The following is a 13,139-nucleotide window of genomic DNA, read 5'->3' on the forward strand; positions in this document are numbered from 1 at the left end:
CCACTCAGCGATCGACGGGCATGAGTTCGGGTTCAGGCCCCGCCTGGGCATCCGCCGCGACCCCCTCGGCGGCGCGTCGCGCATCCCGGATCGCCCGGAACACCGCCTCGGGTGTCGCCGGTGACGCGAGTTCGACGCTGTGCCCGCCTGGCCCGAACGCGGCGACGGCCTCGCGGATCGCCTCGCGCGCGCTGAACGCGAGCATGAGCGGCGGTTCGCCCACCGCCTTCGATCCATAGACCACGCCGTCCTCGGTCGCGCGTTCGAACAGGCCCACGTTGAACACCTCGGGCATCTCCGAGAAGCTCGGAAGCTTGTAGGTGCTCGCCGACTGCGTGAGCAGGCGACCTCGACCGGGCCCGTCGCCCGTGTCCCAGCGCAGTTCCTCGAGGGTCAGCCATCCGACGCCCTGCACGTATCCGCCCTCGATCTGGCCGAGGTCGATGAGCGGCGAGAGCGTGTCGCCCACGTCGTGCACGATATCGACGCGGAGGATGCGCGTTGCGCCGGTGAACCCGTCGACCTCGACCTCGGTCGCGGCGGCGCCGTAGGAGAAGTACTTGAACGGCGAGCCCTGCATGGCCTCGGTGTCCCAGTGCAGCCCTTCGGTGCGATAGAAGCCCGCGGCCCAGAGCTGCACGCGCGCGTCGTAGGCGGCGTTCGCGACCTCGGCGAACCCGAGCGAAGGCCCCGTCGGACGAAGGCCGGAGACGCGACCGCGACCGAATCGCACGTCGCGTTCGTCGATGCCGAGCATGCGTGCGGCGACCGCGGCCATGCGGTCGCGGATCTGCTCGCAGGCGTCCTTCACCGCGCCGCCGTTGAGGTCGGCGCTCGAGGAGGCGGCGGTGGCCGAGGTGTTCGGCACCTTGTCGGTGCGAGTCGGTGCGAGTCGGACCGAGGCGACCTCGACCCCGAGGGCGGTCGCCGCGACCTGCAGCATCTTGGTGTGCAGCCCCTGACCCATCTCGGTGCCGCCGTGGTTGATCAGCACCGAGCCGTCCTTGTAGACGTGCACGAGCGCGCCGGCCTGGTTGTACGCGGTGAGCGTGAAGGAGATGCCGAACTTCACGGGGGTGATGGCGAGGGCCCGCTTGGCGTCGGGGTGCCGGGCGTTGAACTCGGCGACCGCGGCGCGACGCTCGTCGAAGTCGCTCCCGTCGCGCACCTGTCGCCAGATGTCGTGCAGGCGTTCGGCGTGGCGCACGGGTTGTCCGTAGGGCGTCGTCTGGCCGGGTTCGTAGAAGTTGCGACGGCGCAGCGTCGCCGGGTCGATGCCGAGCACCGGCGCAACGCGGCCGAGGATGTTCTCGATCACGAACATCCCCTGCGGGCCGCCGAACCCGCGGAACGCCGTCTGCGAGGTCTTGTGCGTCTTCGCGACACGCCCGTGCGCGACGAAGTTCGGAATCCAGTACGCGCTGTCGACGTGGCAGAGCGCCCGGCCCATGACCGGCTCCGAGAGGTCGAGGCTCCAGCCGCCGTCGGCGGTGAGCGTCGTCGAGAGGGCGAGGATGTGCCCGTCGTCGTCGAATCCGGCCTTCCATGCGAGGTGGAACGGATGCCGCTTACCGGTCATCGTGAACTCCTGCGTGCGATTCAGGCGCAGGCGCACCGGCCGGCCCGTGAGCACCGATCCGAGTGCCGCGACGGCCGCGAATCCGTGCGGCTGCATCTCCTTGCCGCCGAAGCCGCCGCCCATGCGAAGGCACTGGACCGTGACCCGGTTGTTCGGCACGCCGAGCACGTGCGCGACGATCTCCTGCGTCTCGGAAGGGTGCTGCGTGCTGCACTCGACGAACACCTGGCCCTCGGAGTCGACGTGGGCGAGCGAGGCCTGCGCCTCGAGCGAGAAGTGCTCCTGCCCGCCGACCTCGGAGATGCCCTCGAATACATGCGGCGCGGTGGCCAGGGCAGCCTCGGGCTCGCCGCGACGAATCGTGCGGGGAATGCCCTGGAACGACCCGGCCTCGATCGCCTCGGGCACGGTGAGGATCGAGGGCAGCGGTTCGTACCCGACCTCGACGGCGGCGGCTCCGAGTCGCGCGGCCTCGGGCGTCTCGCCGAGCACCCAGGCGAGCGCCTGCCCGTGGAACATCGCCTCGCTCGGGAAGAGCGGCTCGTCGTCCTTCACCCCGGCGTCGTTGTGGCCGGGCACGTCATCGACGGTCAGGACCCGCACGACGCCGGGTACCGAGAGCGCCTGCCGCACATCGATGGTCACCAACGCGTGCGCGTGCTCCGACGGCACCGGCCAGGCGGTGAGCGCGTCGTGACGTCGCGCCGCGAGGTCGTCGGTGTACACGGCCGTGCCCGTCGCGTGCTGGGAGGCGCTCTCGTGCGCCATCGGGGTTCCGACGACCGCGTGCGAGGGACGGGCGGCGAGCTCGCTCATGCCGATGCCCCCTCGGCGGTTCGGGGGCTGGTGCGGAAGAGCTTCAGGAGCGCCGCGCCCAGCATGAGCGAGCGGTACTCGGCGCTCGCCCTGTGGTCCGACATCGGCGTGCCCTCCGACTCGAGCACGGATGCCGCGTCGCGGACGGTCTCGAGGTTCCACGGCCGGCCGACCAGGTGGGCCTCGGTCGCGCGAGCGCGAAGCGGGGTGGCCGCGACCCCGCCGAGTCCGATTCGGGCCGAGGCGATGACGTCGCCGTCGAGATCGAGGGCGAAGCCCACGGCGACGCTCGAGATGTCGTCGAAGCGGCGCTTCGCGATCTTGTGGAACGCGGTGAGCCGGGCGAGCGGCAGGGGGATGCGCACGGAGCGGATCAGCTCGTCGGGCCGGCGCAGCGTCTCGCGGTAGCCGGTGAAGTAGTCGGCGAGGTCGACCTCGCGCTCGCCGTCGACCGAGACGAGCACGACGCGGGCCGCGAGGGCGAGGAGCACGGGCGAGGTGTCGCCGACGGGCGAGGCGGTGCCGAGGTTGCCGCCGATCGTGGCGCGATTGCGGATGAGCGGGGAGGCGAACTGCGGGAAGAGCTCGCCGAGCACCGGCACACGGCCCTCGAGCCTCCGCTCGACGTCGGCGAGGGGCAGCGCTGCGCCGATCTCGATCGCGGCGTCGCCGAACGTGACGTCGCGGAGTTCGGGCAGGTGGTCGATCGCGACGGTGAGCGGTGCGCGGCGACCGCGGAGGTTCACCTCGACGCCCCAATCGGTCGAGCCCGCGACGACCGCTGCGCCGGGTTCCTCGCGCAGGATCCGGAGCGCATCCTCGAACGATCGTGGGCGCACGAACCGGCCGCCGGGCCCGTCGAGCCGGGTCGTCCGGGGCTTCGGCGCCGGTTGCCGGCGTCGTTCCGCGAGCGGGTCGTCGGGTTCCGGCTCGCCGAGGGCGTAGGCGGCATCGCGGATGGGACGGTAGCCGGTGCACCGGCAGAGGTTGCCGCTCAGGGCGTGCAGGTCGAAGCCGTTCGGGCCGCAGTCGCCGGCCGAGGCATCCGCCTCGCCGCCTGCGCCTGCGCTTGCGCCTGCCGCAGCCGCCGAAGGCGCGCGCTCGGGTCGGTAGAACTCGGCCGCCATGCTGCACGCGAACCCGGGCGTGCAGTAGCCGCACTGGGAGCCCCCGGCCTCGGCGAGGCGGGCCTGCACGGGATGCAGTGCCTCGGGGGAGCCGAGGCCTTCAGCGGTGACGACCTCCTGGCCGTCGAGTGCGGCAGCCGGCAGGAGACACGCGTTGACGGCAGTCCAGACGGTGCCGCCTCGCTCGTCGGAGGTCGCGAGCAGCACGGCGCACGCGCCGCATTCGCCCTCGGCGCAGCCTTCCTTGGCCCCGGTCAGGCCGGACTCGCGGAGCCAGTCGAGCGCCGTCGTGTGTGCGCGGATGCCGAGCAACGGGCGCAGGGCCCCGTTGACCGTCACGTCGATGTGCTCCATGATCGAACTCCTCGTTCTCGGGAGTCTACGCCGCGGCATTCCGGATGTTCCGGTTACGCCGCGAGGGCATCTGCGCGAAGATGAGCAGAGCGTGTGGAGCAGACCCGGAAGGGAGCGGCAACCGCATGACCATCGAATTCGCCCGCGCCATCGACGTCCCCGACGGCGAGGAGATCCTCTCCGGCGAGGCGCTCGCCTTCGTCGAGGAACTGCATCGTCGCTTCGATCGGCGGCGCCGTGGGCTGCTCGCCGCGAGAGCCGACCGCCGCGAGCGCATCGCGGAAGGGGGGCGGCTGGACTTCCTCCCCGAGACCAGGGAGATCCGCGAACGCGAGTGGCAGGTGCCGCCCGCGCCCGAGGCGCTCCTCGACCGAAGGGTCGAGATCACCGGTCCGGCATCGCCGCCCAAGATGGCCATCAACGCCCTGAACTCGGGCGCACGGGTCTGGCTCGCCGACCTCGAGGACGCGTCGAGTCCCACGTGGGGCAACGTCGTCGGCAGCATCCTGAACCTCCGCGAGGCCGCTCGCGGAACGCTCGCCTTCACCTCGCCGGAGGGCAGGGCCTACACGCTCCGCACCGACATCCGACGCCCGACGGTCGTCACCCGGCCGCGAGGGTGGCACCTCTCGGAGCGCCACGTGCTCGTCGACGGCGAACGCGTCTCCGGCTCGCTCGTGGACTTCGGGCTGCACGTCTTCCACACGGCGGCGCAGCTCCTCGAGAACGGCCACGGCCCGTACTACTACCTGCCGAAGCTCGAGAGCCACCTCGAGGCGCGGCTCTGGAACGACGTGTTCACGTTCACCGAAGGGCATCTCGGCATCTCGGCGGGCAGCATCCGCGCGACCGTGCTCATCGAGACGATCCCCGCCGCCTTCGAGATGGACGAGATCCTCTTCGAGCTGCGCGAGCACGCGTCGGGCCTGAACGCCGGCCGCTGGGACTACCTGTTCAGCCTGATCAAGGTCTTCCGCGACGCCGGGCCGGAGTTCATCGTGCCCGACCGCGCCAGCGTGTCGATGACGGCGCCGCTCATGCGCGCCTACACCGATCTCCTCGTGCAGACCTGCCATCGGCGGGGGGCGATGGCGATCGGCGGCATGGCGGCCTTCGTGCCGAACCGGGCCGACCCCGAGGCGACCGCGGCGGCCATCGAGAAGGTGCGCGCCGACAAGACCCGCGAGGCGAACGACGGGTTCGACGGATCCTGGGTCGCGCACCCCGACCTCGTGCCGGTGTGTCGTGAGGTCTTCGACGCCGTGCTCGACGATCGGCCGAACCAGATCGATCGGCAGCGGCGCGAGGTCGAGGTCACCGCGGAGCAGTTGCTCGACGTGGCGTCCGCCGGCGGCGAGGTCACCGAGGCCGGCCTGCGCACCAACCTCTCGGTCGGCGTGGCCTACACGGCCGCCTGGCTCGCCGGCAACGGCGCCGTCGCGCTCCACAACCTGATGGAGGATGCCGCGACCGCCGAGATCTCACGGTCGCAGGTGTGGCAGCACCTGCAGCATCGGGTCGTGCTCGCCGACACCGGCCGCACGATGACCCCCGAGCTCGTGCGCGCGGTGCTCGCCGAGGAGGTCGAGCTCCTGCGGACGGAGGTCCCACCCGAACGATACGCCGCCTACTACGAGCCCGCCGCCTCGCTCATCGCCGACCTCTGCCTCGGAGCCGACTACGTCGACTTCCTCACCCTGCCCGCCTACGAGTTGCTGGAATGAGGATGCGCACGGCGCTCCCCGCCACCGCCCTCGCCGGCATCGACGCCGGTCTCGCCGAGACCGACGCGCTGCTCGCCACCGCCTATCCCGGTGACGACGGATCGCGACAGCCGGTGCACACCGTGTACGTGCCGGCCGACCGGTTCACGCCGGAGCTGTCGATCGAATGGGGCCGTACCGCCCGCGCCGCCGTCGACGCGGCCGGCGGCGTCGAGGCGTTCGCCGTCATGGCCGGGCTCGACGCCGAGATCGCGGCCGCGGTTGCGCCGGCGGTGCGCGAGAAGCTCGAGGTCGAGCCGATCGAGGATCTGCGCATCGACTTCGAGGACGGCTACGGCGAACGCGGCGACGACGTCGAGGACGCCGACGCCGTTCGCGCGGCCGAGCGCGTCGCGGCGGCGGAGGCTGCGGGGGTCGCGCCGCCCTGCATCGGCATCCGGTTCAAGTCGCTCGAGGCGACGACGCGGGCACGTGGCATCCGGACCCTCGACCTCTTCGTGACCGCCCTCATCGACCATGGCGGCCTGCCCGACGGCCTCGCGCTCACCCTGCCGAAGGTGTCGACCGTTGCCCAGGTGCAGGCGGCGGCGGAGGTCGCGGCCGCCCTCGAACGCGTTCACGGACTGCCCGAGGGGCGGTTGCGATTCGAGGTGCAGGTCGAGACGCCGCAGCTGGTGCTCGGCGCCGACGGCACGTCCCCGGTCGCGAGGCTCCCGCTCGCGGTGCCCGGCCGCATCAGTGCGATGCACTACGGCACTTATGACTACAGCGCGTCGCTGCAGATCCCGGCGCGCTACCAGTCGATGGAGCATCCCGCCGCCGATCTCGCGAAGGGGGTCATGCAGCTCGCGGTCGCGGGCACCGGCATCCGCCTGTCCGACGGGTCGACGAACATCCTGCCCATCGGCGACCGGGCCGAGGCGGCGTGGCGACTGCACGCACGGCTCGTGCGGCGATCACTCGAGCGCGGATTCCCCCAGGGGTGGGACCTGCACGCGCTCCAACTGCCCACGCGGTTCATCGCGACGTACGCGTTCTACCGTGAGGGGTATCCCGACGCGTCCGCGCGGCTCCGTGACGCCCGCGTCGGGGCTTCCGGGGCGGTGCTCGACGAGCCGGCGACGGTGCGCGCGCTCGCCGGGTTCGTGCTGCGAGGGCTTCGCTGTGGGGCGATCTCGGCACTCGAGGTCGCCGCCGACACCGGGATCGACGAGCCGGCGCTCGTCGCGCTCGCACATCCGAGGCTTCACGAGGAGAGCAGATGAGCTACTACACCCCAGAGGGCGGACTGCCCTCGCAGACGGAACTCCTCAGCGATCGGGCGATCGTGACCGAGGCGTACACCGTGATTCCGAAGGGCGTGCTGCGCGACATCGTCACGAGTCGGCTGCCGGGCTTCACGACCACCCGATCGTGGATCCTCGCCCGCCCGATCGCCGGCTTCGCGACCACCTTCTCCCAGCTCATCGTCGAGATAGGGCCCGGCGGAGGCGCCGAGCGCCCCGAGCGGGAGGCCGGCGTCGAGGGGGTCGTGTTCGTGACCTCCGGTGAGCTCGGCCTGGCGCTCGCCGGGCAGCGTCACGTGCTCGGGGCCGGCGGCTACGCCTATCTCGCGGCGGGCGCCGAATGGTCGCTCGCGAACGACAGCGGCGAGCCGACCAGCTTCCACTGGATCCGCAAGGCCTACGAGCCGCTCGAGGACGTGCCGACGCCCGCATCGTTCGTGACGAGCGATGCCGAGACCGAAGCGCAGACGATGCCGGGCACCGACGGGGCATGGGCGACGACCCGGTTCGTCGACCCCGACGACCTCGCCCACGACATGCACGTGAACATCGTGACGTTCCAACCCGGCGGTTCGATCCCGTTCGCCGAGACGCACGTCATGGAGCACGGCCTCTTCGTGCTCGAGGGGAAGGGCGTCTACCGGCTGAACGCGGACTGGGTCGAGGTCGAGGCGGGCGACTTCATGTGGCTCAGGGCGTTCTGTCCGCAGGCCTGTTACGCGGGCGGGCCCGGGCCCTTTCGGTACCTGCTCTACAAAGACGTCAATCGGCAGGTTCGGCTCACGGATCCCGCGGCCGGCGGCCCGGTACCCGGTGGCCTGCGATGACGGATGCCTCGGGCCTCGACCTCGTCGTCACGGGCGAGCGGGTGCTCGTCGACGGTGCGTTCTCTCCCGCGGAGGTCGGGGTGCGCGACGGACTGGTCGTTCGCCTCGCAGCGCTCGGTACCGGGCTCGTCGCGGCGCGAACGGTGCGACTCGCGGACGACGAAGTGCTGATCCCCGGGCTCGTCGACACGCATGTGCACGTCAATGAGCCGGGCCGCACCGAGTGGGAGGGGTTCGCCTCGGCAACCCGGGCCGCCGCGGCGGGTGGTGTCACGACGATCGTCGACATGCCGCTCAACAGCATCCCGCCGACGACGGACGTCGCCGCACTGCAGGTGAAACGGGCCGCGGCCGAGGGGCAGGTGTTCGTCGACGTCGGGTTCTGGGGCGGCGTGGTGCCCGGCAACTCGGCCGACCTGGAGCCGCTCGTCGCCGAGGGGGTGTTCGGGTTCAAGTGCTTCCTCGTGTCCTCGGGGGTCGACGAGTTCCCGCCGGTCACGGCCGACGAGATGGAGGCGGCCATGGCCGTGCTCGAGGCATCCGACGCCCTCCTGATCGTGCACGCCGAGGATGCCGCGCTCATCGACGCGGCGCCGCACCGCCACGGACCCGCCTATGCCGACTTCCTCGCTTCCCGCCCGCGCGAGGCCGAGGGCGCCGCCGTCGCCGCGGTCATCGATCGAGCGGCCCGCACCGGGGCGCGGGCGCACATCCTGCACCTGAGCGCGGCCGACGCCCTCGACCGGATCGCGGCGGCGAAGCGTCAGGGGGTGCGGCTCACCGTCGAGACCTGCCCGCACTACCTCGTGCTCGAAGCCGACGAGGTGCCCAGGGGAGCCACCGCGTTCAAGTGCTGTCCGCCGATCCGCGGCGCCGAGAACCGCGACGCCCTCTGGCACGGCCTCGAGCAGGGCGTCATCGACTTCGTCGTCTCGGACCACTCGCCGGCCCCGGCCGAACTGAAGCATGCGGGCGACGGCGACTTCGAGGCGGCCTGGGGCGGCATCGCCTCCCTCCAACTCGGGCTGCCCCTCGTCTGGACCGAGGCGAGGCGGCGCGGCATCCCGCTCGCCAGGGTCGTCGAGTGGATGTCGACCGCGCCGGCCCGACGGGTCGGACTCACGACGAAGGGCCGCATCGCCGAAGCGGGCGCCGCGGACTTCGCCGTCGTGGCGCCCGAGGCCACGTTCACGGTCGACGGCGAGGCACTCGAGCACCGGCATCCGATGACGCCCTACGACGGCCGCGAGCTCGCCGGCGTCGTCCGGTCGGCATTCCTCGCCGGCACCCCGATCGACCGCTCGACCCCGCGCGGCCGACTGCTGCGCCGAGCCGTGGCAGGAGCGCACGATGCTGCTTGAGGAGTACAACGCCGCAGATCGCGGAGCCGCGATCGCCCTGCTGAGGCCCTGCCTCGACATCAGCCGTTGGTGCGAGGAGCTGGTCGACGGGCGCCCGTACGACTCCGTCGACGAACTCGCGGCCCGAGCGAACAGCGCAGCGTCGCCGTTCACCGCCGCGGAGGTCGAGGGCGCGCTCGCCCGACACCCGCGCATCGGCGAACGCGCCGCGGGCGCGCATCGCGAGGCTGCGCTCTCGCGCGCCGAGCAGGCCGGGGTCGATCAGGGCGACGTCGCCGTCGCCGCAGCGCTCGCGGCAGGCAACGCGGCGTACGAACGGCGATTCGGCCGGGTCTTCCTCATTCGCGCGGCGGGCCGTACCTCGAGCGAGATCCTCGAGGCGTTGACCGAACGGCTCGGGCACACGGGCGCCGAGGAGGATCTCATCGTCGCCGAGCAATTGCGTCAGATCGCGACGCTGCGACTGAAGGGACTCTTCGCCACATGAATGCCTCCGGGATCACCACGCACGTCCTCGACACCACGGCCGGCCGGCCTGCCGTGGGCGTCGCCGTCGAGCTCCTCGCCCGCGACGCCGACGCCGACGCCGACGGCGTCGGCGTCGGCGACGGGTGGCGTCTCGTCGCGACATCCGTCACCGATGCCGACGGCCGCGTCGCACAGCTCGGATCCGAGCCGCTCGCGGCGGGGGAGTACCGCCTTCGATTCGACACCGGCGCCTACTTCGCCGCGCGCTCCGTCGACACGTTCTACCCCGAGGTCCTGATCACCTTCGTCGTGGCCGGCGGCGCGCACTGCCACGTGCCGCTCCTGCTGAGTCCGTTCGCCTATTCGACCTACCGAGGGAGCTGATCATGACCGACCCCGCCATCGTGCTCGGGCCCAACCAGTACGGCAAGGCCGAGGTGCGCGTCGTCAAGGTCACCCGTGACGGCCCTCGCCACGAGATCGAGGACCTCAGCGTCACGTCGCAGCTCCGCGGCGACTTCGCCGGCGCCCACCTCGAGGGCGACAACTCGCACGTCATCGCCACCGACACGCAGAAGAACACCGTCTTCGCGTTCGCGCGGGCGGGCATCGGCTCGCCCGAGGCGTTCCTGCTGCGCCTCGCGGAGCACTTCACCTCGTCGTTCGACTGGGTCTCGGGTGGTCGGTGGGAGGCCGAGAGCTTCGCGTGGCAGCGCATCCAGGCGCACGGCGCCCCGCACGACCACTCCTTCGTGCGCTCCGGGCAGGAGACGCGCACGGCACTGGTCGTCGCCGACGGAACCGACCGCCACGTGCTTGCCGGGCTCAAGGGCCTCACGGTGCTGAAGACCACGCAGTCGGGCTTCGAGGGCTTTCCGAGAGACCGGTACACGACGCTCCAGGAGACGGGCGACCGCGTCCTCGCGACGGATGTCGCGGCGCGATGGCGCTACTCCGACGCGAGCGTCGACTACAACGCCGTGTACGACCGCGTGCGAGCGCTGCTGCTCGAGGCGTTCACCGAAGGGTACTCGGCGGCCTTGCAGGCGACCCTGTTCCAGATGGGCGCGCGCGTTCTGGAGGAATGTCCGGAGATCGCCGAGATCCGCCTCTCGATGCCCAACAAGCACCACTTCGTCGTCGACCTCACCCCGTTCGGCCTCGACAACCCGAACGAGGTGTTCTACGCCGCCGACCGGCCGTACGGCCTCATCGAGGCGACCGTCATGCGTGAGGGGATCGCCCCCGCGGACGTCGCCTGGGCGGGCATCGCCGGCTTCTGCTGAGATCGCTCGCGACGGCGGTGGGCCGGCCCCGTCTCATCCCCAGGTGCGCCCGGCCCACGGGTCGTAGTCGGCCTCGAGTTCGCCCTGCTCCGGGCGCTCGGCCGCCGGCACGTGCTGCAGGTTCACGCGGATGCGGTACCAGAGCGAACTCGACCCGCGCATGCCGTCGACGAGCACGTCGGCCGGGCGCAGCAGGTCGACGACCTCGGGATGCTTCGCCTTCCACCGCTCGAGCGCCTCGAGCGCCTCGGGCTTCGTCTTCGTGCGTGCGACCTCGATGAGCGGCATGCTCGACGATCGCCGGCCCGACCCGTCCTTCGACGAGGGTGGCTTCTCGGCGGGCCCGAGCTCCTCGGCGAGGCGCAGCAGCGCGTCGAGGCTGCCCACGGCGCCGGGTTCGTCGATGCCGGATGCCGCGTCGCCGCGTTCGGCGTACCGCTCGAGCACGGTCGCCACTGTGAAGCGCTCTGGGTGCGAGTCGCGCACCTCGCTCCAGTCGAGCGGGGTCGACACGCGCGCGTCGGGCAGCGGACGCACCGAGTAGGCCGAGGCCACGGTGCGGTCCTTCGCGTTCTGGTTGAAGTCGACGAACACGCTCTCGCCGCGCTCCTCCTTCCACCACCGGGCAGAGGCCATTCCCGGAGCCCGGTTCTCGACCTCGCGCGCGAGCGTCTCAGCGGCGAGCCGCACCTGGCGGAAGTCCCACCTCGGCTCGATGCGCACGTTGATGTGCAGGCCCCGCGAGCCGGAGGTCTTCGGCCAGCCCACGAGTCCGTGGTCTTCGAGCACCTCGCGGGCCACCATGGCGACGTCGATGATCTGCGCCCACTCGACGCCCGGCATCGGGTCGAGATCCACCCGCAGTTCGTCGGGGTGCTCGAGGTCGTCAGCGCGCACCGGGTGCGGGTTGAGGTCGAGGCATCCGAGGTTCACGACCCAGGCGAGCGCCGCCCGGTTGCGGATCACCGCCTCTTCGGCCGATGTGCCCCGCGCGTAGTGCAGCGTCGCGGTGTCGACGAAGTCGGGGTGGTTCTCGGGCACGCGCTTCTGGAAGAACGCCTCGGCGCCGATGCCCTTCACGAAGCGCTTCAGCACCATGGGGCGCCCGCCGGCCCCGCGCAAGGCCCCGTCGGCGACGGCGAGGTAGTAGTGCACGAGGTCGAACTTGGTGATGCCGGGCTCTGGGAACACGACCTTGCCCGGGCTCGAGATGCGCACCTCGTGCCCGTCGACCTCGATGGTCGTGGCTTCGCCCTTCGACGGACTCACGGGTTCAACACTATGGCGGGCGCCGTCGGGGCGACAGGGGGCGGTGGGGGCCGCCTCCTCACCCTCGGTCGGAGCCGACGGCGACGGATGCCGCGGCGCGCGCGTATCGGCGCGGTGTCTCGCCGATGACGGCGCGGAACTGCCGCGAGAAGTGCGCCTGGTCGGCGAACCCGAGTTCGGCCGCGAGCTCGGCGAGCTGGGGCGGGTCGGATGCCGCGAGCCGCTGCGCCGCCTCCTGCATGCGGTAGCGGCCGATGAGCCACTTCGGCGTGAGCCCGAGCCGTTCGTGCACGAGGCGCTGGAGCGCCCGCGCGCCGATGCCGCACGCGTCGGCGAGCTGGTCGACGCGGAGGATGCCGCGGTCGGTCTCGGCGAGCTCGACGATGCGCCGCAGCAGGTCGGCGTCGGCGTCGAGCTCGAGCCGCTGCGCGCGGAGCCACCGCTCGAACACCGCGACCGCGGCGGCGTCGTCGCCGGCGGCGACGGCCGACCGGACGCGGTCGGGCAGCTCGGCCGTCGACGCATCGGGCGCGAGCCGAAGCGCGCCGAGGGGAATCGACGAGCCCACGAGCGCGCTCATGCGCCCGGCGACGAGGAGATGCGCGACCCCCGGCTGCAGCAGCGCGCCGAACGCAGCCCCCGTGCCCTCGAGCCGCTGGAATCCCCGCCCGAGGGCCGGGCCGTGCATGGCCGCCGACGTCGCGTCGATCACGAGGTTCGCCGAGGGGTACTCGAGCACGCCCTGCTCGATCACGACGCCGGGTGGCAGGTTCCAGCGGGGGATCCAGACGTGCCGCACGAGATGCGCGACATCCGCGCTCACGGCATGGCGGGCGAGCCGCACGGGCGCGTCACCGGAGGCCGCCTGCTCGGCCGCGGCGTCGGCGAGCGGCGCGATGCCCGGCTCGCCCGGTGCGTTCGCGAGCACGCCCTTCGTGGCCGCGCCACCCGCTCGCCGCCGCCAGTACTCGCCGGGCTCGTCGCGCTCGTGGCGCACGCTGCCCGGTGCATCGCGCACCCCGCCATTCCGCATGCCCCAAGT

Annotated in this window: 11 protein-coding genes; 7 read left to right on the top strand and 4 right to left on the bottom strand. The window is 72.0% G+C overall.

Annotation, left to right across the window (positions count from 1 at the left end; genetic code table 11):
- Positions 1-4 precede the first annotated feature (4 nt).
- On the bottom strand, positions 5-2,395 hold the full coding sequence (gene xdhB / locus ASE68_RS05070; RefSeq protein ID WP_055855761.1) for a xanthine dehydrogenase molybdopterin binding subunit: 2,391 nt from the start codon (positions 2,393-2,395) through the stop codon (positions 5-7).
- Complete coding sequence (locus ASE68_RS05075) at positions 2,392-3,876, bottom strand: xanthine dehydrogenase small subunit (protein ID WP_055855764.1); 1,485 nt, start codon at positions 3,874-3,876, stop codon at positions 2,392-2,394. The genes xdhB and ASE68_RS05075 overlap by 4 nt, the downstream gene beginning before the upstream one ends.
- Before the next feature lie 125 nt (positions 3,877-4,001).
- Between ASE68_RS05075 and aceB the strand changes: the two genes are divergently transcribed.
- The 7 genes from aceB to pucL are packed head-to-tail and all read left to right on the top strand — an operon-like array spanning position 4,002 to position 10,828.
- On the top strand, positions 4,002-5,600 hold the full coding sequence (gene aceB / locus ASE68_RS05080; protein ID WP_055855765.1) for a malate synthase A: 1,599 nt from the start codon (positions 4,002-4,004) through the stop codon (positions 5,598-5,600).
- A gap of 2 nt (positions 5,601-5,602) precedes the next feature.
- Positions 5,603-6,865 (top strand): aldolase, encoded by a 1,263-nt coding sequence (locus ASE68_RS05085; protein ID WP_369800083.1) that lies wholly within the window; start codon positions 5,603-5,605, stop codon positions 6,863-6,865.
- The gene (locus ASE68_RS05090) at positions 6,862-7,713 is read left to right on the top strand and encodes a bifunctional allantoicase/(S)-ureidoglycine aminohydrolase (RefSeq protein WP_055855771.1); all 852 of its coding nucleotides are present in this window, start codon (positions 6,862-6,864) and stop codon (positions 7,711-7,713) included. Before ASE68_RS05085 ends, ASE68_RS05090 begins: the two co-directional genes overlap by 4 nt.
- Positions 7,710-9,074 carry an allantoinase AllB gene (gene allB / locus ASE68_RS05095; RefSeq protein WP_055855774.1) on the top strand — a complete coding sequence of 455 codons (1,365 nt, stop codon included), beginning with the start codon at positions 7,710-7,712 and terminating at the stop codon, positions 9,072-9,074. The genes ASE68_RS05090 and allB overlap by 4 nt, the downstream gene beginning before the upstream one ends.
- The gene (uraD, locus tag ASE68_RS05100) at positions 9,064-9,561 is read left to right on the top strand and encodes a 2-oxo-4-hydroxy-4-carboxy-5-ureidoimidazoline decarboxylase (RefSeq protein ID WP_055855777.1); all 498 of its coding nucleotides are present in this window, start codon (positions 9,064-9,066) and stop codon (positions 9,559-9,561) included. The genes allB and uraD overlap by 11 nt, the downstream gene beginning before the upstream one ends.
- Positions 9,558-9,926: a hydroxyisourate hydrolase gene (gene uraH / locus ASE68_RS05105; RefSeq protein ID WP_055855781.1), complete on the top strand. Its 369-nt coding sequence runs from the start codon at positions 9,558-9,560 to the stop codon at positions 9,924-9,926. The genes uraD and uraH overlap by 4 nt, the downstream gene beginning before the upstream one ends.
- Positions 9,927-9,928: 2 nt before the next feature.
- On the top strand, positions 9,929-10,828 hold the full coding sequence (pucL, locus tag ASE68_RS05110; protein ID WP_055855784.1) for a factor-independent urate hydroxylase: 900 nt from the start codon (positions 9,929-9,931) through the stop codon (positions 10,826-10,828).
- Positions 10,829-10,861: 33 nt separating this feature from the next.
- On the opposite strand, the gene ASE68_RS05115 is transcribed toward pucL, so the two are convergent.
- Positions 10,862-12,097: a DNA polymerase domain-containing protein gene (locus tag ASE68_RS05115; RefSeq protein ID WP_055855787.1), complete on the bottom strand. Its 1,236-nt coding sequence runs from the start codon at positions 12,095-12,097 to the stop codon at positions 10,862-10,864.
- Positions 12,098-12,155: 58 nt separating this feature from the next.
- Positions 12,156-13,115 carry an AraC family transcriptional regulator gene (locus ASE68_RS05120; RefSeq protein ID WP_235480767.1) on the bottom strand — a complete coding sequence of 320 codons (960 nt, stop codon included), beginning with the start codon at positions 13,113-13,115 and terminating at the stop codon, positions 12,156-12,158.
- Between the last annotated feature and the right edge of the window lie 24 nt (positions 13,116-13,139).

It is taken from the genome of Agromyces sp. Leaf222 (assembly GCF_001421565.1).
Taxonomy (GTDB): domain Bacteria; phylum Actinomycetota; class Actinomycetes; order Actinomycetales; family Microbacteriaceae; genus Agromyces.